Origin of the sequence: Rhizobium phaseoli, assembly GCF_010668805.1 — a bacterium.
Classification (GTDB): domain Bacteria; phylum Pseudomonadota; class Alphaproteobacteria; order Rhizobiales; family Rhizobiaceae; genus Rhizobium; species Rhizobium phaseoli_A.
Genome location: NZ_WUFT01000030.1, coordinates 1 through 20230, shown reverse-complemented (window position 1 = coordinate 20230; position 20230 = coordinate 1). Strand labels below are relative to the sequence as shown.

The 20230-nt window shown below is 61.3% G+C and carries 16 protein-coding genes and 1 tRNA gene; 10 read left to right on the top strand and 7 right to left on the bottom strand.

Going from position 1 to position 20230, the window contains the following annotated elements:
• The first annotated feature begins 2 nt into the window (after positions 1 to 2).
• The 3 genes from GR197_RS29375 to GR197_RS29365 all read left to right on the top strand — a co-directional run bounded on the left by GR197_RS29375 (position 3) and on the right by GR197_RS29365 (position 4557).
• Positions 3 to 1079, top strand: coding sequence for an ABC transporter ATP-binding protein (locus tag GR197_RS29375; protein ID WP_164016010.1), 1077 nt, complete (start codon positions 3 to 5; stop codon positions 1077 to 1079).
• A 133-nt stretch (positions 1080 to 1212) separates the two neighbouring features.
• Positions 1213 to 2106: a choline/ethanolamine kinase family protein gene (locus GR197_RS29370; protein ID WP_204330456.1), complete on the top strand. Its 894-nt coding sequence runs from the start codon at positions 1213 to 1215 to the stop codon at positions 2104 to 2106.
• Complete coding sequence (locus tag GR197_RS29365) at positions 2107 to 4557, top strand: GcvT family protein (RefSeq protein WP_164016006.1); 2451 nt, start codon at positions 2107 to 2109, stop codon at positions 4555 to 4557. It abuts the gene before it with no gap.
• A gap of 279 nt (positions 4558 to 4836) precedes the next feature.
• Here GR197_RS29365 and GR197_RS29360 read toward each other — a convergent pair whose 3' ends face one another.
• Both GR197_RS29360 and uxaC read right to left on the bottom strand, forming a co-directional pair.
• Entirely contained in the window at positions 4837 to 6294 is a 1458-nt protein-coding gene (locus tag GR197_RS29360) for a mannitol dehydrogenase family protein (protein WP_164016004.1), read from the bottom strand.
• Positions 6291 to 7706, bottom strand: coding sequence for a glucuronate isomerase (gene uxaC, locus GR197_RS29355; RefSeq protein WP_164016002.1), 1416 nt, complete (start codon positions 7704 to 7706; stop codon positions 6291 to 6293). The genes GR197_RS29360 and uxaC overlap by 4 nt, the downstream gene beginning before the upstream one ends.
• Before the next feature lie 179 nt (positions 7707 to 7885).
• On the opposite strand from uxaC, the gene GR197_RS29350 reads away from it, so the two are divergent.
• Positions 7886 to 8095 carry a SlyX family protein gene (locus GR197_RS29350; protein ID WP_164016000.1) on the top strand — a complete coding sequence of 70 codons (210 nt, stop codon included), beginning with the start codon at positions 7886 to 7888 and terminating at the stop codon, positions 8093 to 8095.
• Positions 8096 to 8151: 56 nt separating this feature from the next.
• Here GR197_RS29350 and GR197_RS29345 read toward each other — a convergent pair whose 3' ends face one another.
• Positions 8152 to 9633: an NAD-dependent succinate-semialdehyde dehydrogenase gene (locus tag GR197_RS29345; RefSeq protein ID WP_164015998.1), complete on the bottom strand. Its 1482-nt coding sequence runs from the start codon at positions 9631 to 9633 to the stop codon at positions 8152 to 8154.
• Between the two features lie 63 nt (positions 9634 to 9696).
• Positions 9697 to 10977 carry a 4-aminobutyrate--2-oxoglutarate transaminase gene (locus tag GR197_RS29340; protein WP_164015996.1) on the bottom strand — a complete coding sequence of 427 codons (1281 nt, stop codon included), beginning with the start codon at positions 10975 to 10977 and terminating at the stop codon, positions 9697 to 9699.
• Positions 10978 to 11145: 168 nt separating this feature from the next.
• Between GR197_RS29340 and GR197_RS29335 the strand changes: the two genes are divergently transcribed.
• The 3 genes from GR197_RS29335 (at position 11146) to GR197_RS29325 (ending at position 14491) form a co-directional block, all read left to right on the top strand.
• Positions 11146 to 11955, top strand: coding sequence for a MerR family transcriptional regulator (locus GR197_RS29335; RefSeq protein ID WP_164015994.1), 810 nt, complete (start codon positions 11146 to 11148; stop codon positions 11953 to 11955).
• Positions 11956 to 12062: 107 nt separating this feature from the next.
• Positions 12063 to 12689 carry a ribonuclease D gene (locus GR197_RS29330; RefSeq protein WP_164015992.1) on the top strand — a complete coding sequence of 209 codons (627 nt, stop codon included), beginning with the start codon at positions 12063 to 12065 and terminating at the stop codon, positions 12687 to 12689.
• Positions 12690 to 12919: 230 nt separating this feature from the next.
• A complete protein-coding gene (locus GR197_RS29325; RefSeq protein ID WP_164015990.1) occupies positions 12920 to 14491 on the top strand; it encodes a hypothetical protein in 1572 nt (523 codons plus the stop codon).
• Between the two features lie 223 nt (positions 14492 to 14714).
• On the opposite strand, the gene rpsA is transcribed toward GR197_RS29325, so the two are convergent.
• Together rpsA and cmk are read right to left on the bottom strand one after the other, a co-directional pair.
• Positions 14715 to 16418: a 30S ribosomal protein S1 gene (gene rpsA / locus GR197_RS29320; RefSeq protein WP_164015988.1), complete on the bottom strand. Its 1704-nt coding sequence runs from the start codon at positions 16416 to 16418 to the stop codon at positions 14715 to 14717.
• Between the two features lie 174 nt (positions 16419 to 16592).
• Positions 16593 to 17240, bottom strand: a complete 648-nt coding sequence (cmk, locus tag GR197_RS29315) for a (d)CMP kinase (RefSeq protein ID WP_164015986.1) — start codon at positions 17238 to 17240, stop codon at positions 16593 to 16595.
• Positions 17241 to 17567: 327 nt separating this feature from the next.
• Here cmk and GR197_RS29310 point away from each other — a divergent pair, with 327 nt between their 5' ends.
• The 3 genes from GR197_RS29310 to GR197_RS29300 all read left to right on the top strand — a co-directional run bounded on the left by GR197_RS29310 (position 17568) and on the right by GR197_RS29300 (position 19594).
• Positions 17568 to 17951 (top strand): TIGR02300 family protein, encoded by a 384-nt coding sequence (locus GR197_RS29310; protein WP_164015984.1) that lies wholly within the window; start codon positions 17568 to 17570, stop codon positions 17949 to 17951.
• A gap of 150 nt (positions 17952 to 18101) precedes the next feature.
• Positions 18102 to 18177: transfer RNA gene (locus GR197_RS29305), tRNA-Ala, on the top strand.
• A 331-nt stretch (positions 18178 to 18508) separates the two neighbouring features.
• Positions 18509 to 19594, top strand: coding sequence for a hypothetical protein (locus tag GR197_RS29300; RefSeq protein ID WP_164015982.1), 1086 nt, complete (start codon positions 18509 to 18511; stop codon positions 19592 to 19594).
• Positions 19595 to 19611: 17 nt separating this feature from the next.
• Here GR197_RS29300 and GR197_RS29295 read toward each other — a convergent pair whose 3' ends face one another.
• On the bottom strand, positions 19612 to 20037 hold the full coding sequence (locus GR197_RS29295) for a hypothetical protein (protein WP_164015980.1): 426 nt from the start codon (positions 20035 to 20037) through the stop codon (positions 19612 to 19614).
• Positions 20038 to 20230 lie beyond the last annotated feature (193 nt).

Sequence of the window (20230 nt, the reverse complement as noted above, 5' to 3'; positions counted from 1 at the left end):
AGATGGCAACCAGTGTCGTTCTTCAGAAGGTCGAGAAGCGCTACGGCTCGCTGGATGTGATCCATGGCATCGACCTGACGATCGATCCCGGCGAATTCGTCGTTTTTGTCGGCCCCTCCGGCTGCGGAAAATCCACCCTTCTGCGCATGATCGCCGGGCTTGAGGAGATCACCGCCGGCGCGCTGCTTCTCGACAGCGAGCGCATGAACGAGGTTGCGCCCGCCAAGCGTGGCATCGCCATGGTTTTCCAGTCCTATGCCCTCTATCCCCATATGTCGGTTTACAAGAACCTCGCCTTCGGCCTGGAGACGGCGGGTTACAAGAAGACCGATATCCAACCGAAGGTGAAGCGCGCCGCCGAGATCCTGCAGATCGAAAAGCTCCTGGAGCGCAAGCCGAAGGCGCTCTCCGGCGGCCAGCGCCAGCGTGTGGCGATCGGCCGGGCCATCGTGCGTGAGCCGCGCATATTCCTGTTCGACGAACCGCTGTCGAACCTCGATGCCGAACTGCGCGTGCAGATGCGCGTCGAGATCTCCCGCCTGCACCGCAGCCTGGGTAATACGATGATCTATGTCACCCATGACCAGGTCGAAGCCATGACGATGGCCGACAAGATCGTCGTGTTGAATTCCGGCCGTATCGAGCAGGTCGGCGCGCCGCTCGATCTCTACAACAATCCGGCCAACCGCTTTGTCGCCGGCTTCATCGGCAGTCCGAAAATGAATTTTCTCAAGGCCCGCATCGAGCAGGTCGGCGAGACGGAAACCAGCATCCATGTCTGCGGCAATTCGGTTCGCCTGCCGCGCCGGCTGAAAGGCGAGGCAGGCCAGGACGTCACCTTCGGCATCCGTCCCGAACATCTTTCCCTCGCCGAGGGCGCCATCGCACTGTCGACCGTCAACATCGATCTCGTCGAAAATCTTGGCGGCGCCACCATGCTCTACACGACGACGCCCGATAGTCAGCTCCTGACCGTTGCGCTCGACGGCCAGCAGAAGGTCGAGCGCGGCGCCAATGTGAAGACTTCCTTCGATCCGGCCCGCTGCCACGTCTTCGATGCCGCCGGCAAAACGATCTAACCGCCCTTCTTGACAGCCGATCCCACTCTGCCCCATCATTTCCGGATGGGGCCGTTAGAACAGGATGAATCCTGTTCTAACTTAAATAGTTAGAGCATGCTGTCGTCCGAAACCGCTCACACTTTTCGGCATCATGCTCTGGGGGATAAGCGTGACGCCTGAAGATAGGATTCATGCCCTTGGCATCTGGCAGGGCCCGATCGAGATTTCGCCGATATCCGGCGGCATCACCAATAGGAATTATCTGGTCAGCGATGCCGTAGCGCGCTGCGTGGTGAGGCTCGGCACGGATATTCCGATCCACCACATCAGCCGCCAGAACGAGCTTGCCGCAAGCCGTTCGGCCCATGCCGCCGGCATATCGCCTGCCGTCCTCCACCATTCGCCCGGCGTGCTGGTGCTCGAATATATCGAGGCGCGGGCGCTTTCGCCGGAGGATGTCAGGACACCGGAAATGCTGACCCGGATTGTCCCCTTGGTCCGCGCCTGCCACTGCGATATCGCCAGGCATTTCCGTGGCCAGGCAATGATCTTCTGGGTCTTCCACGTCATTCGCGACTACGCCGCCAATCTGAAGGCGTCGGGCAGCACCTATCTCCCGCTGCTGCCGGCGCTGATCGGCAAGGCCGAGACGCTGGAAGCAGTGGCAGGGCCGTTCGAGATCGCCTTCGGCCATAACGACTTGCTGGCCGCCAACTTTCTTGATGACGGCAAGCGGCTCTGGCTGATCGACTGGGATTATGCCGGCTTCAACACGCCGCTATTCGACCTCGGTGGACTGGCCTCAAACAACGAACTCCCGGAAGTAGCCGAGCGCATGATGCTGGAGATCTATTACGGTCGGCCGCTGACCGATGACCTCAGCCGGCGCTACCGCGCGATGAAATGCGCGTCGCTATTGCGTGAGACGCTCTGGAGCATGATTTCCGAAATCCACTCCACCATCGATTTCGACTATTCCGCCTATACGGCCGAAAATCTCGCGCGCTTCGAACGCGCCTATCAAGCCTTTGAGCAGGAACAATAAATGACGAAGGAATTACCGAAGACGGCAAAAGCCGTTGTCATCGGCGGCGGTATCATCGGCTGCTCGACAGCCTATCATCTCGGCAAGCTCGGCTGGACCGATACCGTCCTCTTGGAGCGCAAGAAGCTCACCTCGGGAACCACTTTCCATGCCGCCGGCCTCGTTGGCCAGTTGCGCACCAGCGCCAATATCACCCAGCTTCTCGGCTATTCCGTCGATCTCTACAAACGGCTGGAGGAAGAAACCGGCCTCGGCACCGGCTGGAAGATGAACGGCGGCCTGCGCCTTGCCTGCAACGAGGAGCGCTGGACGGAGGTCAGGCGCCAGGCGACCACCGCCCAGTCCTTCGGCCTAGAAATGCAATTGCTGACGCCGCAGGAAGCTTTCGATCTCTGGCCGCTGATGACGGTCGATGATCTCGTCGGGGCCGCCTTCCTTCCCACAGACGGCCAGGCCAATCCCTCCGACATCACGCAGGCGCTGGCAAAGGGCGCCCGGATGTCCGGCGTTTCGATCTTCGAGGATACCGAAGTCCTCGATCTCGAGATCGACAAGGGAAGGATCCGCGCCGTCGTGACGGCGCAAGGCCGCATCGAATGCGAGCGGGTCGTCGTCTGCGCCGGCCAATGGACGCGCGCCTTTGGCCAGCGTTTCGGCGTCAACGTGCCGCTGGTCTCCGTCGAGCATCAATACATCATCACCGAATCCTTCGGCGTGCCCTCCAACCTGCCGACGCTGCGCGATCCTGATCGCCTGACCTACTACAAGGAGGAGGTCGGCGGCATCGTCATGGGCGGCTACGAGCCGAACCCCATTGCCTGGGCGAAAGACGGGATCCCCGAAGGTTTCCACTACACGCTGCTGGACAGTAATTTCGACCATTTCGAGCAGATCATGGAGCAGGCGCTCGGCCGCGTTCCGGCGCTGGAAAATGTTGGCGTCAAGCAGCTGCTGAACGGCCCGGAAAGCTTCACGCCCGATGGCAATTTTATTCTCGGCGAGGCGCCCGAGCTGAAGAATTTCTTCGTCGGCGCCGGCTTCAACGCCTTCGGCATAGCCTCGGCCGGCGGCGCCGGCATGGCGCTTGCCGAATGGGTGACGAAGGGTGAGCCGCCCTACGATCTCTGGCCGGTCGATATCCGCCGTTTCGGCCGCCCGCATTTCGATACCGACTGGGTACGCACGCGCACGCTCGAGGCCTATGGCAAGCATTACACCATGGCCTGGCCGTTGGAGGAGCATTCGAGCGGGCGCCCCTGCCGCAAATCGCCGCTTTATGACCGGCTGAAGGCGCAGGGCGCCTGTTTTGGCGAAAAGCTCGGCTGGGAGCGGCCGAACTGGTTTGCCGATCTCTTCGCCAACGAGGAGCCGAAGGATGTGTATAGCTATTCCAGGCAGAACTGGTTTGCCGCCGTCGGCCGTGAACATAGGGCGGTGCGCGAGGCGGCCGTCATCTTCGACCAGACCTCTTTCGCCAAATTCGTGCTGAAGGGCAGGGATGCCGAGGCAGCACTCTCCTGGATCGCCGCCAACGATGTCGCAAGGCCTGTCGGATCGCTCGTCTACACGCAAATGCTGAACGACAAGGGCGGCATCGAATGCGATTTGACGGTCGCCCGCATCGCCGAGGACGAATATTACATCGTCACCGGCACCGGTTTCGCCACCCATGACTTCAACTGGATCGCCCGCAATATTCCGGCGGCGATGCATGCCGAACTGGTCGACGTTACCTCAGCCTATTGCGTGCTGTCGCTGATGGGACCGAATTCCCGCGCCGTGCTGGAAAAGGTAACGGGCAGCGACGTCTCGAATGCGGCCTTCCCCTTCGGCAAGGTCAGAACCGTCGGCATATCGGGTTGCCCGGTGCGGGCGCTGCGCATCACCTATGTCGGCGAACTCGGCTATGAACTGCATATCCCGATTGAATATGCCACCACGGTTTATGACGTGCTGATGGCATCAGGTGCCGATCTCGGCCTTGTCAATGCCGGCTACCGCGCCATCGAGAGTTGCCGGCTGGAAAAGGGGTATCGCGCTTGGGGCTCCGATATCGGTCCCGACCATACGCCTGTCGAAGCCGGCCTCGGCTGGGCGGTGAAGATCAAGAAGAACACTGCCTTCCGCGGCCGGGAGGCGATCGAGCGGCAGCTGGCGGATGGGGTGAAGAAGCGCCTCGCCTGCTTCGTTCCCGACGATCCCGATACCGTCCTGCTCGGCCGCGAAACGATCTATCGCGACGGAAAACGTGTCGGCTGGCTGTCGAGCGGCGGCTTCGGTTATACGCTCGGCAAGCCGATCGGCTATGGCTACATCCGCAATGCCGATGGCGTCACGGAAGATTTCATCCTCTCCGGCACCTATGAACTCGATGTCGCCAGGGAGCGCATCCCCTGCACGGTCTCGCTGGCGCCGCTTTATGATCCTGACATGGTGCGGGTGAAGGCTTGACGGGGCGAATTTCTCTGTGTGCTCGAGCACTCCGAGGATAGAGTTGACGAGGAGAAGGCGTGCCGCGGTCGCCCCCCTCTGCCCTGCCGGGCATCTCCCCCACGGGTGGGGAGATTGGCTGGGCTCACTGTCTTCCCCAAACCACTGGCGTCAGAGCCCGGCGAAACGATAGACGGATGCGAAGGTTTGGCCACTTGCCAATCTCCCCACCTGTGGGGGAGATGCCCGGCAGGGCAGAGGGGGGCGGCCATGGCACACCCTCTCCTATGTCAGAAAACCTCAAAACAACGGCAGCCGATCGTCCTGGATCAGGATCTCCAGCTTGTCCGACACATCCTGCGTCCACGCCCGATGTCCGGTCAAAGCCGTTGGGAAAAGTCCGGGCAGGGTGAACAGCGCCGCCGAAATCGCAGGACCGGTGCGCGGGACATCGGCAATCAGTGCAGCGATTTCCTGAGCACGGGGGTCGCGGAGCTCGTAACGCTCGCCATTGCCGTGTTCGCCGAGCGCATAGCGCATCCATGCCGCAACGGCGATCGCATAGGTTTCTGCCCGGTCGCCGTGCGCCAGTGCTTCGCATGCCGGTTCCAGCAGCCGCTGCGGCAGTTTCTGGGTGCCGTCCATGGCGATCTGATAGGTGCGATGCGCAATCGCCTTGTTTGCAAAGCGTGCTATCAATTCATTGGCATAGTCGTCGAGATCGATGCCGGGAACTGGATCGAGCGTTCTCGCCGCCGCATGCATATGGCGGTAGGCAAGGGCTGCCAGGGCGTCATCGTCCATCACGTCGCGGATGAATTCATAGCCGCCGATATAACCGAGATAGGCGAGCAGCGAATGCGCTCCGTTCAGCATCCTGAGCTTCATCTTCTCATAGGCCGAGACGTCTTCGACCATCAGCGCGCCGCGCACTTTTTCCCAGGCCGGCCGGCCATTGGCAAAATGGTCTTCGATGACCCATTGCGTAAAAGGTTCCGTCTCGATCGCCGCCATATCGGTGCGGCCCGTCAACCGCTCGGCATCGGCATAGGTCGCGTCGGTGCTTGCTGGCGTGATGCGGTCGACCATCGTCGACGGGAAGGGCACATTCGCTTCGATCCAGCGATGCAGATCGGCATCGATGCGGGAGGTGAATTCGAGCACGAGGCGTTTCAGAACGGCGCCGTTGCTCGGCAGGTTGTCGCAGCTCAGCGGCGTAAAGGGGGCAATGCCTCTCTGCCGGCGACGGGCAAGGCCTTCGACGAGATAGCCGATGACGCCGCGCGGCGCATGCCGGTTGGCGAGGTCGGCGACGATATCGGGGTGCTTCAGGTCGAGGCCGCCGGTTGCGGGATCGAAACCATAGGCCTTTTCCGTCACCGTCATGCTGACGATGCGGATTGCGGGATCTTCGAGCCGCGCCAGCAGGCCGGCAGGATCGCGCGGCGCCACATGCGCCTTCAGGATTGAGCCGATCACCTCAGCCGTCGTGCCCGATGTGTCACGGATCAGCGTCGTATAGAGCCCGTTCTGGGCGCTCAGATTGTCGGCGACATCAGCCGTGCGCAGGCTTGCCACCTCGATACCCCAGTCGCCGCCTGCGGCTGCAAGCGCACCATCCGTAAACGGCGCGAAATGCGCACGGAAGAAGGCGCCGGGCCCGAGATGCAGGATGCCGCTTTTCAGCTGGCTGCGGTCATAGGCGGGAAGCATCGCCGTCGGGGCGAGGCTGGAAAGGGTCTGCAGTCGTTCGCTCACAGCTTGTAGGCCTTCTTTGCATTGCCATAGGAGAGTTCGCTGGCGACGATCGCGGCTTCTTTCTTGGAAATCCGGTGCTCGGCGGCGAGCCCAGCGAGGAAGCCGCAGACTTCCCGGCGCCAGACGTCATGCCGCGCCGGGATTGAAAGCAGCGCCCGCGTATCGTCGTTGAAACCGGCCATATTGGCGAAGCCTGCCGTTTCCACCACCTGGTCGAGATAGCGGCGAATGCCGAGCGGGCTGTCGTGGAACCACCAGGGCGGGCCGATCATCAGGCAGGGCCAGTGGCCGACCATCGGCGCCATCTCGCGCGCATAGGTCGTTTCGTCGAGCGTGAATAGCAGCACCCGCAGGCCCGGCGCATGGCCGTATTTCGAAAGCAGCGCATCCAGGCCGCCGACCCAATCCGTGGGTTTCGGGATATCGGCGCCCATATTCGGCCCCCGCGTCGCAAACAGCCCGCGGTCGGTATTGCGTCTCGAGCCGGCATGGATCTGCATCACCATGCCGTCCTCGGCCGAAAGCCCGGCCATCTCGGTCATCATCTGGCCGCGAAAGAGCTCCGCGTCTTCGGCCGAAAGCTGGCCTCTCAGCGCCTTGTCGAGCAGCGCCTGTTTTTCCGTAAGCGGCAGGTCGGCGGTGAAGGCGGTTGGCACGCCGTGATCGGTCGCGGTGGCGCCGAACTGGCGGAAATAGGCGCGCCGGCGCCGATGCGCCTCGATCAGGCCATCCCAGCGCGTCACCTCAGTGCCGGTGATCTCGCCGAATTTGACCAGATTGTCGCGGAAGCCGACGGCTTCGGGATCGGTGACGCTGTCCGGCCGGTAGGTGGTGCGCACCTTGCCGATCCAGCCGTCGGCGGCGAGCTTCTGGTGATGCACCAGCGGGTCGAGCGCGCCGTCCGTCGTCGCGATCGTTTCGATGCCGAATCGCTGATGCAGCGCCCGCGGACGGAATTCGGGAAGGGCGAGCTGGGCATTGATATGGTCGTAGAGCGCATCGGCATTGTCAGGCGTCAGCGGCTCGGTACAGCCAAGCACGGCCGACATCGCGTGATCGACCCAGAGGCTCGAAGGCGTTCCGCGGAAAAGGTGATAATGCGCGGCAAAGGTCCGCCAGATCGCCCGCCCTGCAGCCACCGGCTTGCCGTCGAGCCTGGGAACGCCGAGCTCGTCCAAGGGAACGCCGACGCTGTGCAGCATCCGGAAGAGATAGTGATCGGGAATGACCAGCAGCGAGGCGGCGTCTTCGAAGGGCTTGTCGTCGGCGAACCAGGCGGGTTCGGTGTGCCCGTGCGGGCTGACGATCGGAAGATTGCGCACCGTCTCGTAAAGATCTCGCGCAATGGTCCGTGTTGCCGGATCGGCCGGAAAGAGCCGGTCCGGATGAAGAAAGCCGTTTCCTGCATCCATCAGTATTCCTCCCTGATGGATAACGGCCTACCCCACAACATCAGGCACGGCAAGGCCTTTTGGTAACTGATCGGTACAGTTTGGCGCATCGCTCCGCCAGCATCGAAAGCATTGACGCGGTGGCCTATTTCCGCTCTGGGAGAACCATCTGTTCTGCCGGTTTCGGCAAAGGAGGATCGATGTCCGACGAGACGAACCGCATCACCCGGCTGGAGGAAATGCTGGCCCATCAGGCAAAGACGATCGAGGAGCTTTCCGATCAGCTGACCGAGCAATGGAAGATCGTGGAGCAGATGCGCACCAAGCTCGATCGGCTGACGGAACGTTTCCTGTCGCTCGAGGAGCAGTCGCTAGACGCCCCGGCAATTACCCGCCCGCCGCATTATTGACGGCACGCTGCCGGTACGCGGCGGATACCGCGTGCCGGATTTCCTTGGCTGGCGGATCAGACGCCGCCGATGCAGAGATATTTCATTTCCAGATAATCGTCGGCGCCGTGCCGCGAGCCCTCGCGGCCAAGGCCCGATTGCTTGATGCCGCCGAAAGGCGCGGTCTCGGACGACATGATGCCGGTATTGATGCCGATCATGCCGTATTCCAAAGCTTCGGCCACCCGCCAGACCTTCTTCAGGTCGCCGGCATAGAAATAGGCGGCAAGGCCGAATTCCGTGTCATTGGCCTCAGCGATGACATCCTCGACCGTCTCGAAGCGGAAGAGCGGCGCCACCGGCCCGAAGGTTTCTTCGCGCGCCACCTTCATGCCGCGGGCAACGCCGGTCAGCACCGTCGGCGTGAAAAAGGTGCCGGCACCGTCGATGCGCTTGCCGCCGGTCAGCACCTTGGCGCCCTTGGCAAGGGCGTCGCCGACATGGTCTTCCACCTTGGCCAGGCCCTGCTCGTCGATCAGCGGCCCGATTACGACACCCGGCTTGAAGCCGTCGCCGACCGACATTTCGGCGACCTTTGCAGCAAGCTTGGCCGCAAAGGCGTCATAGACGTTGGACTGGATGTAGAGGCGGTTGGCGCAGACACAGGTCTGGCCGGCATTGCGATATTTGGAGGCGGTCGCGCCCTCGACGGCGGCATCGAGATCGGCATCGTCGAAGACGATGAACGGCGCGTTGCCGCCGAGTTCCAGGCTCACCTTCTTGATCTGGTCGGCGCACTGCCGCATCAGGATACGGCCAACCTCCGTCGAACCGGTGAAGCTGATCTTGCGCACCTTGTCGTTGCCGCAGAGCTCGCGGCCGATTGCCGGGCCGTCGACGCCGACGATGAGGTTGAAGACGCCGGCCGGAATGCCCGCCTGCTCGGCGAGCACGGCAAGCGCAATTCCTGTCAGCGGCGTCTGTTCGGCGGGCTTCGATACCACCGTGCAGCCGACCGCGAGCGCTGGCGCGATCTTGCGGGTGATCATCGCAGCCGGGAAATTCCACGGCGTGATCGTGCCGACGACGCCGACCGGCTGCTTGATGACGATCATCCGTTTGTCGTCCGAAGGCGCGGGGATCGTCTCGCCATAGATGCGCTTGGCCTCTTCCGCATACCATTCGATATAGGCCGCGGCATAAAGGATCTCACCGCGCGCTTCGGCGAAGGGTTTGCCCATTTCGGCTGTCAAGATTGCGGCGAGCGCGTCTGCATTGGCGACCATCAGGTCGAACCATTTGCGTAGGATGGCGCTGCGCTCCTTGGCCGGGCGGGCAGCCCAGCCCGGCTGGGCGGCATAGGCCGCATCGATCGCCGCCCGCGTCTCGGCAGCCCCCATATCGGGCAGCGAAGCGAGCAGCTCGCCCGTTGCCGGGTTGAGCACGTCGAAAGTCCCGGCGGCATCGCCCGATGTCCAGACGCCGTTGATATAGCCGGCGGCGCGCAGGAAGGCCGACGAGAAGGGAACGTGTCTGGTCAGGGCGGTGGTAAAAGCCATCTCATATCTCCTTGGGAGCGGCTGCCGGTTGCCGGCAGCCGTCGAAATCCGGTTGCTGTCGCGTCATTTGGCCGAACTTGCTTCCAGCATCGAGGCCTCGAGAATGTCGAGCGCCTCGCCGAAAACCTCGTCCTGGATGGTGATCGGCGCGAGGAAGCGGATGACGTTGCCGTGGACGCCGCAGGTGAGCAGGATCAGGCCCTTGTCGAGCGCGATCAGCCGCACCCGATTGGCGAATTCGGCACTCGGCATTCCCGTCGCCCGGTCGTTGAATTCGACGGCGTTCATGAAGCCCGGTCCGCGGATGTCGACGATCTCGGGCACCGTCTCGCGCAGCGATTCCAGCCGCTGCTTCAGCCGTCCGCCAAGCTGGTTGGCGCGGCCGCAGAGATCTTCGTCCTTGATGACGTCAAGCACGGCGTGGGCGGCAGCGATCCCGAGCGGATTGCCGCCATAGGTGCCGCCAAGCCCGCCCGGTCCCGGCGCATCCATGATCTCGGCGCGGCCGGTGACGGCGGCGAGCGGAAAGCCGCCGGCAAGGCTCTTTGCCATCGTCGTCAGGTCGGGCGCCACCTCGTGATGATCCATGGCGAACATCTTGCCGGTGCGGGCAAAACCGGTCTGCACCTCGTCGGCGATCAAGAGGATGCCGTGCTGGTCGCAGAGTTCGCGCAGTGCCTTCATGAAGGCGGCGGGTGCGGCGTAGAAACCGCCTTCGCCCTGAACGGGCTCGATAATGATGGCGGCGACGCGCTGCGGATCGACATCTGCGGCGAAGAGCTTTTTCAGCGCCGCAAGCGACTGATCGGCGGTGACGCCGTGCAGCTCGACCGGGAAAGGAATATGGAAGACGTCGCCCGGCATTGCGCCGAAGCCCACCTTGTAAGGCACGACCTTGCCGGTCAGCGCCATGCCCATGAAAGTGCGGCCATGAAAGCCGCCGCCAAAGGCGATGATCGCCGAGCGGCCGGTGGCGGCACGCGCGATCTTGACGGCGTTCTCGACCGCTTCGGCACCCGTCGTAACAAAAATCGTCTTCTTCTCGAAATCACCAGGCAGCAGCGCGTTCAGCCGTTCGGCGAGAAGCACGTAGCTTTCGTAGGGCACCACCTGATGGCAGGTATGGGTGAAACGGTCGAGCTGATCCTTGACTGCGGCGATCACCCGCGGATGGCGGTGGCCGGTGTTGAGAACGGCGATGCCGGCGGCGAAATCGATGTAGCGGCGGCCTTCTTTGTCCCAGATCTCGGCATTTTCTGCGCGATCGGCATAAATCTGGGTCGTCATGCCGACGCCGCGGGAGATGGCGGCGTTTTTCCGGTCGGTAAGGCTTGTCGCTTTCATCGAATGTGCTCCTGCGCTGAAAAGGGGTTGGAATTATCTTGCAGAAGTTCTGCAAGGGATGTAGAAAATTCCTACATTTTTCCTGCAAGAAAACAAGCGGGATTTTTTGCTTCAAACATCACGCGTTTTGATGAATGTACGCAGCGATTGGAATCGGGATGTTTCTGGATGAACGATAGCGGCCCTGTACGCTACAAGGTGGCGGAGGCCGCAAGGCTGGTGGGCGTTTCGGCCTCGACGCTGCGCCTCTGGGAAAGCCAGGGCCTTTTGGTTCCCGGCCGTTCGGAAACCGGCCATCGGCAATACAGCGCCGACGATGTGGCGCGGTTGAAGCGCATCTCCTGGTTTCGCGTCGAGCGTGGCCTCAATCCCGCGGCAATCCGCGAGGCGCTGGAAGGGGAGGAGCCCCCGGCCGATGCTGCGGAGGCAAGCCAGGGCGCGGGCCTTGGCCGCAAGCTGCGCAGCCTGCGCCATGCCGCCGGCAAGACGCTCGATCAGGTGGCTGGCGACATCGGCATCACCGCTTCGACGCTCTCGACGCTGGAGCGCACCTCGCAGGGCGTGAGCTTCAAGACGCTGCATGACCTCGCCGAGTATTACGGCACCACCGTCTCGCGCCTTTCAGGCGAGGAAAGCGAGGAGGGATCGGCTGTGGTGCGTGCCGGGGCGTGGCGCACCTGGCCTGAAACAACGCCTGGAGTCGCGGTGCAACTGCTCGCCGAAGGCCGCAGGATGATGGATTGCCATCGTTTCGTGCTGGCGCCGGGGGCGGCCAGCGAGGGCGCCTATCGCCATGAGGGCGAGGAATTCATGCATGTTCTGGCCGGCCGGCTCGAGTTGGTGCTCGACAGCGATCAGTTTTTCGATCTCGGCCCGGGCGATTCGCTCTATTTCGAAAGCCGCCGCTATCATTCCTGGCGCAACCGCCACGACGGCGAAACCGTGCTTCTCTGGATCAACACGCCGCCGACATTCTGACCCACCCGCACAGGAAGCAGTTTCGCATTTTGCGGCTTTGCGCTATAGCGCTAAAACACGACGATTTCAGGCCGGTTCAGCCTGACATTCGAACGAAAGATAATCTCATGGCGGCGACCATACGTTATCACGTAGGCGATATTTCCGCGGCCGATGCCGCCCGTTACACCGGCGCAATCGCCATCGACACCGAAACGCTCGGCCTGGTGCCGCGCCGGGATCGGCTCTGCGTCGTCCAGCTTTCGCCGGGTGACGGCACCGCCGACGTCATCCGCATTGCCGCCGGCCAGAAAGACGCGCCCAATCTTGTCGCCTTGCTCGAAGATCCCACCCATCAGAAGATCTTTCATTACGGCCGCTTCGATATTGCCGTGCTCTTCCATACTTTCGGCGTGACGACGACGCCGGTGTTCTGCACCAAGATCGCCTCGCGCCTGATCCGGACCTATACCGATCGCCACGGGCTCAAGGACAATCTCAAGGAGATGCTCGACGTCGATGTTTCCAAGGCGCAGCAAACTTCCGATTGGGCGGCCGAACCGCTATCTCAAGCCCAGCTCGAATATGCCGCATCCGATGTGCTCTATCTGCACGCGTTGCGCGACAAGCTGACGGAGCGCCTGCTTCGCGACGGCCGGTTCGACCATGCGACGGCCTGCTTCGCATTCCTGCCGACCCGCGCCAAGCTCGACCTGCTCGGCTGGGAAGAGGCCGATATCTTCGCCCATAGCTGATGAAATTGCCGGCGACACGTAGGCAGACAAGCGCCGTGGAGAGGCTTGTCCGCGGCGTTAGCGATTCGTTAACGCCTCTTTCCTAAAATTCCCATCAATGTTTATGCATTTCGATGACGCGGCCATTGCGTCATGCGGACAGGAGGATCTGCTGGGATGCAAGGGGGCCGGATGAGCGCGGTCCTTTTATAGAGCCTGCTTTCATCGTCACTTTGCGAAAGGAGCATGCCATGTTGACTCCCGTTCGTGCAGCGTCCAATGCAAGCTTTTCGTCCCAAGGCCAGACTGCGGCGATCGTCGCCGGCGGCCTCGGCCGTTCTGTGATTGCGCCCACGCCTGTCAACCCGGTCGAAGCCGCAGACCTGAATTCCGCCATTGCCGGCAAGCTCAGTATCCTGCTCCTTGCAGCGCGTGAGCGCATGGTCGAGGCCCTTTTTGATGCCATCGACGCCGCCAGCGGCGCGATCTCGCTGGATCGCGGCGAGGACGAGACCAATCTTGCTTTCGCCTCTCGGCTTGCCGATGCAATCCAACGGCTGCCGGCCGTCAGGATCGACGAGGTCGAGCGCCAACTCACTGCCGAGGGCCATAGCCTGCCGCTCCGGATGATCGCCGCGGCCCTGAAGAACCCGACAGGCCCTGAAGCAGCCCGCATCGTCGCCTATCTGGAAATCGTCCGCTACAAGGATCGCGATCTCGCCGCCCGCGCCGTCGTGCGTTCCTACGGCCAGAACGACGCTTCGCCGATGCGCGCCGAAGCCCGGCCTGAGATCCAGCTGCATGAGGATCGCGGGCCTGCCGCTACGCGCCAGCCGGCAGACAGAGTGTCCGCGCCGGCCAGTGCGCTGATCGAGACCGCGGCGTTGGTGATTGCCGAGGAAGTGGTCATCGCCGAGGCCGTGGACGCTGCCGAACCGGAAACGCCGCAGCCTGAAAACCGGGCTCAGTCCGCGTCGGCGCCGGCAGGCGAGGTCGCCCCGGAAAAATCTGTGCCGCAGGAGATCGAAGCCGCGCCGGTCTTGCCGACCGAAGCCACAGCGCCCGAGGACGCGCAGGAAACGCCGGAAGCCCCTGCCATCCAGCCTCGCGCGGTGTCGGAAAAGGGCGATCCCGTCATTCCCAGGAACTGGGCGGGAATTGTCGCTTCGATGACCGAAGAGGTCTCCGAATTGATCGTCACCATCATCCGCGAGCAGGATATCGAAGCTGTGGTGGAGGATGGTCCCGTCGAGGCAGCCGTAGAGATCGATGTAATCCTCGACGAAGCCGTCATCAGCGATGCGACTGAAACCTTGACCAGGCAGCCGGCGGAGTTCGCAGCCCCGGATGCGGGCCAGTCCGCAGTGCTTCGCCCTTCGCCGATGGATACCGAGATCGTGGCAGCGGCTACCCGCCAGCCGAAAGAGGCCGCCGCGCCACCGCCAATGGCGCCGATTCCCGAGACGGCCGAGGCTTCCTATCTACCGCTGGCGGCAAGGATGCCGGAGGGGCTTGCCTATTCGCAGCTCCCTTATCAGTTTGCCAAGGATGTCCCGTCGAACGAGAAGGCGGGCGAGACGAACCACCAGCATCAGCACCACCACAATGGGGCGCCGCCAGATCAGCAGCAAGGGGATCAACAGGAGGATCAGCAGCAGGCGCAATCCGGCGGCGAGGATGCCGCAGCTGATGCCGAAGCAGCCAGCGCGGCGCCTGGGCGCAGGACGCCGAGGATGATTGATTCCGAGCCGGTACCGCATCAGCCAGGCGCGGCCGCCGACCCTGTTTATGCGCTGTATCAGCGCATGGTCGGCTGGGAATAAATTTCCATAATGCCTGTCATCAGGAAGTGTGCAGCGTTGATGCGACGCGCTTAAAGCATGTCGCGCAAAAGTGTGCAGCGGTTTTGCGGCAACGACATGCGTAAAAATAAAGAGCTAAAGCACGAGGAGCGAATCTGAAAGATTGCGACGCGCTTTAGCCCGAAAATGAAGAACCCGCCGGAGCGATCCGGCGGGTTCTTCAATTCAAAGGCGGATGCGAGGCTTATTCGCCGCCGCGGTTCTTCAGGGCTGCGCCCAGGATGTCGCCGAGCGAAGCGCCGCTGTCGGACGAACCGAACTGGGCAACGGCTTCCTTCTCTTCCGCAATCTCCAGAGCCTTGACGGACAGCATGATCTTGCGGTCCTTCTTGGAGAAGTTGGTGACGCGGGCGTCGAAGACCTGGCCGACCGAGAAGCGCTCAGGGCGCTGTTCGTCGCGGTCGCGGGCAAGGTCAGCGCGGCGGATGAAGGAAGTGATGTCCTCGTGATTGACGAGCTTCACTTCAACGCCGCCATCGTTGACTGCGATGACTTCGCAGGAAACGACTGCATTCTTGCGCAGATCGCCCGATGCAGCGGCGTCGCCGACTGCATCCTTGCCGAGCTGCTTGATGCCGAGCGAGATGCGTTCCTTCTCGACATCGACGTCGAGAACGACGGCCTTGACGACGTCACCCTTGTTGAACTCCTCGATGACCTGTTCGCCCGGACGGTTCCAGTCGAGGTCGGAGAGGTGCACCATGCCGTCGACATCGCCGTCGAGGCCGATGAACAGGCCGAACTCGGTCTTGTTCTTGACTTCGCCTTCGACTTCAGTGCCGGCCGGATGGCTGCGGGCGAATGCTGCCCACGGGTTTTCCAGCGTCTGCTTGAGGCCGAGCGAGATACGGCGCTTGGACGGATCGACTTCGAGAACGACGACTTCGACTTCCTGGGTCGTGGACAGGATCTTGCCGGGGTGAACGTTCTTCTTGGTCCAGGACATTTCCGAGATGTGGATCAGGCCTTCGATGCCCGGCTCCAGCTCGACGAATGCACCGTAGTCGGTGATGTTCGTGACGGTACCGGAAATCTTCTTGCCTTCCGGATACTTGGCCTGGATGCCATCCCACGGATCGCTCTCGAGCTGCTTCATGCCGAGCGAGATGCGGTGGGTTTCCTGGTTGATGCGGATGATCTGAACCTTGACCTGCTGGCCGATGTTCAGGATTTCCGACGGATGGTTCACACGGCGCCATGCCATGTCGGTGACGTGCAGCAGACCGTCGATGCCGCCGAGGTCGACGAACGCACCGTAATCGGTGATGTTCTTGACGACGCCGTCGACAACCTGGCCTTCTTCGAGGTTCTGAACGATTTCAGAACGCTGCTCGGCACGGGATTCTTCCAGAACCGTGCGGCGCGAAACCACGATGTTGCCGCGGCGCTTGTCCATCTTGAGGATTTCGAAGGGCTGCGGGTTGTGCATCAGCGGCGTGACGTCGCGGATCGGGCGGATATCGACCTGCGAACGCGGCAGGAAGGCGATCGCACCGTCGAGGTCGACCGTGAAGCCGCCCTTGACCTGGTTGAAGATCACACCTTCGACGCGCTCGCCAGCTTCGAACTTGGCTTCGAGCTTGACCCAGCTTTCTTCGCGGCGAGCCTTCTCGCGCGACAGAACTGCTTCGCCGAGCGCGTTTTCGATACGCTCAACGTAAACTTCGACTTCATCGCCAACCTTGAGCTGGCCGTCCTTGGCGCGGGCGCCGAATTCCTTGAGCGCGATGCGGCCTTCGACCTTCAGGCCGACGTCAACAACGGCGACATCCTTTTCGATGCCCGTGACGATACCCTTGGTAACATAGCCTTCGGCAAGATCGTTCTTGGCAAAGGACTCTTCGAGAAGGGCCGCGAAATCCTCGCGAGAGGGAGTAGCTACTGACATAAAATCTCCTGCGTGTCCTGAATAGCGAAGCGGACACGTATGCGCCGGTTGGTTTGCGTTGAACGGGCCTGAACCCAGTCCGCCCTCTTTCACGAGGGCAATCCGGCGCTTGGACGGAATTTCAGGCTGCATTAACAGCGATCCATGCTCTTGAGCATGCAAAATCGCTTCAATTTAGGCATTTCGGCTCAAGACCGCATCGATGATCGATTGTGCAGCTTGAAACGCGGCCTCTATACTCATTTCCGACGTATCAAGCAAGTGCGCATCGTCAGCTGGTTTCAAAGGGCTATCGGCCCGTCCCATGTCGCGTTCGTCGCGCCGTTTGACGTCTTCGAAAATCGCAGCGAAATCCGCCGTCGCCCCCTTGCCGAGGATCTCGTCGTAACGGCGTCTTGCGCGGACCTCCGGCGTCGCCGTTACATAGAGTTTGACCGGCGCATCCGGGCAGACGACCGTGCCGATATCGCGCCCGTCGATCACCGTTCCCGGCGTCTTCGTTGAAAACCGCTGCTGCGCCTCGACCAGCGCCCGGCGCACCGCCGGCATGACGGCTATCTTCGAGGCTGCTTCGCCGATCTCATGTTTGGAAAGTATATCGCGATCCAATCCAGCGAGTTCAACCTCGCGCGCGATCTTTTCCGCCACCGCCTCGTCGTCGAGCGGCAGGCCGGCGTCGAGCAGTGCCTTGGCCGTGGCGCGATAGGTCAGGCCTGTATCCAGATGATGGAAGCCGTATTGCTCGGCGATGCGGCGCGAAAGCGTACCCTTGCCGGCCGCCGCCGGGCCATCGATGGCGATGGTGAAGGTCTTCGTTGTCATGTGATCAATCCTGGGGCAGCGGACTTACGGGCCTGGCGCGGAGCCATGCATGGCGTAATCATTTGTAAACGCATAACATTTCCTTCGCAAGGCCATCCTTTCCGGCGCCAATCTTCGCTACGATCTGCGGCTGCCGCGGCGGGTTACCATAAACCCGCCGGCCGGTCATCCGGCGGCGCCGGAAATAGCCTGCGCTCTGATCATGAAGTTTGGCTTTGACATAGGAAGCCACAGCGATTAAGGGGACCGGCTTATAAATTCCGATGGAACGCCGGCTTGATCGGCATTTGCCGAATCTCGCATTCGGCCATTCTCACGAGGCTTATAGTGGCGAAAGCGGAACTTGGAACCAAGCGTACCGATCCGGAAACCGGCAAGAAGTTTTATGATCTGAACCGGGATCCGGTCGTTTCTCCTTATACCGGCAAGTCCTACCCCTTGTCCTTCTTCCAGGAAACCTCGGCGATCGCCGACGTTGCCGAGGAAGACGAGGTCGCAGAAGTCGATACTGAAAACACCGAAGTCGAACTGGTTTCGCTTGAGGATGCCGATGAGGCCGCCTCCGGCGACGACATCCCCGATATGGGCGACGACGATGTCGAAATCGAAGGCGATGACGACGACGATACCTTCCTCACACCAGACGAAGACGATGACGACGACGACATGAGCGACATCATCGGCGTGACCGGCGACGAAGACGAAGTCTGACCACTGCATTTCGGCCCGGTGAGGAAAAAATTCTCCGGGCCGGATTTTTTAGGCTTGCTATCTCCGAAAACCGGAAGTAATAAGCCGCCACTCCGCAGGGCACGCCTTGAGGAGTATCCCAGGACCGGCCCCGAGCCGGACCACCTTGATGGGGCTATAGCTCAGCTGGGAGAGCGCTTGCATGGCATGCAAGAGGTCAGCGGTTCGATCCCGCTTAGCTCCACCAAATTTTCCCGCATGGTATATTTTGGTTTGATATCAAGTAGATAGCATGATCTTTGAGTCGGACAAGTACCCAACAAAGTACCCACCATTGGTACCCCCGCTTGTTGCCGCCAATCTCCGCGCCATTCCACCAGGCTCAGGTGGCGAATCTTAGTGCCTGTTATAGTGCGCGCGCCTCGCCCTCACGCGACCGACAGAGGTTTCTCGGCTGCCATTGAACGCTCAATGTGCCAACCATCTCGTTTTTGGTGTATTTCTCAACCTTAGGTCTTGACCGAATCACGCGGAGGTAATCACACTGTAGTCTCCACCTGAATCAGAGGTTGTGGCGCATGGTCAAACGGGCCGAGGCTCCGAAGCTGGATAGTGCGAAAGCTGCTCGCGTCTACAAGGATTTTCCAGGTTATGAACGCAGCACCTTTATCGACATCATGAAGGCCGGGGGGCAGCCGGATGATTTCCCCGGTCTTGATTTTGGGCCTGTGCTGAAGACCCTCCCATTCCGCAAGATAGCTGATTTCCATGTCTCACGGGAAAAGCGCGGTGATCGCGGTATGATCCCCTGTGCAATGTGCGGGCCAAAGGAGAAGTTTCTTGAGGGTTCCTTCGTTTGGATAGAAAGCCGACAATCCATTGCGTTGATTGGTCACTGCTGTGCTGACAAGGAAAACCAACGACGTGCCGAAGAGGAATACCTTGAGCGCATGGAGCGGACCCGTGCGGAGGACTTCCTCCTTGCATCACTCCCGCTGACCAAAGCTGCCCTTGCTGCGATCGACCTAGCCCTGGCTGTAGGAGTGGAAGCAGAACGTGTTAAAGCCACTTTCTCAAGGAAATTCCCAGCAGCAGTGCAAGCCTTGAAGGCCGTCAGCAAGTCAGGCGGAATGCTGGGCCATACGGAAAAAATTGAAGACCAGTTTGATGAGGTGGGACCACGCGGGCTGGGCCGGCTGAATACTCGCACGATCACGATAGGGCATTTGTTCGGTGCCGGCGTATTGGGTACGGGGTTCCATCCGGTGAAAGACCTTCGTATTGCTCGATCAAGGGTCGAGGCCCTGCTTTGCGAGGAAACTCCCGAAGCCGCACTGGAGCTTATCACGTCCAGTTATGCGAGCGGTGACGAACTCAAGAAAGCTGCAAGGCTGCTTATCGCAGCAGGTAGAGACTACAAGCATTCGCTGCGCCACCTCCAAGAGTTCCGCGCCTTCTTCTCGGAGTACAATATTACCACCATCAATGAGTGGGCTGGTCATCCACTGAGCGACCATCGATTTAGCTTCGAGTTTCGTCGCCACGTCAACGGGGTCCGCATCAATGGGAAGGAGGGGAATGCGTTTGACACCCTATATCTTGATGGCATTGCCTTGAGTTCTCTGCCCGAGTGGGCGTTGTTCCCGGCAATGGGTACCGATTGAGCCACTGTCGGCAAAAATCAAAGTGGTGGGGCGTCAAACCCACGATCACGGTCTCTTAAGGCCACGACCTTTTCTGCACTGCCGCCATGCTCCGGCAGGGCCACTCCTTGTTCTGCCGCGGCGAGTAATTTTTCGAAACGCCCAATCGTCGCTTCTGCATGAGGATAGAGACCGGCCGCCGTGATTCGCCACTCGTGCAATTTCATGAGGCCAGTCTCCCAGTCCCGGGGTGTGTTGGCGCTCTGTATCATTGGCTTGTAGCTCTCGGCCATTGCTTGGATCTGCGCAGTTTCTGAGAGCATCTTGGTGACTGCGTCGCCGCAGGTCTTTATGACTTCGGGGTGATCGGGAAGGGCGGCTAAAATGCGCCGCTCAATATTTGGCCAACTCGTAGTCACGAGATTGGTGACACGCGAACAGTCTGCCGCGACCTCCGAGACCAACTTGTAGGCCTCCACCCTGCGGTCACTCGCCTTGCCGGCGCGATCCTTCTCCCAGCCTATTGCCGATGACCTGCCACTGAATTTTCATCCGGCGGCGATTAGAGCCTCGGCGGTTTTGAATACGCCAAGTGGCGCGGTGTGAGCAACCGGCGGAAACGCGAAGCTTTCATCTCGCGCAGCGTTGGAGCCGGTT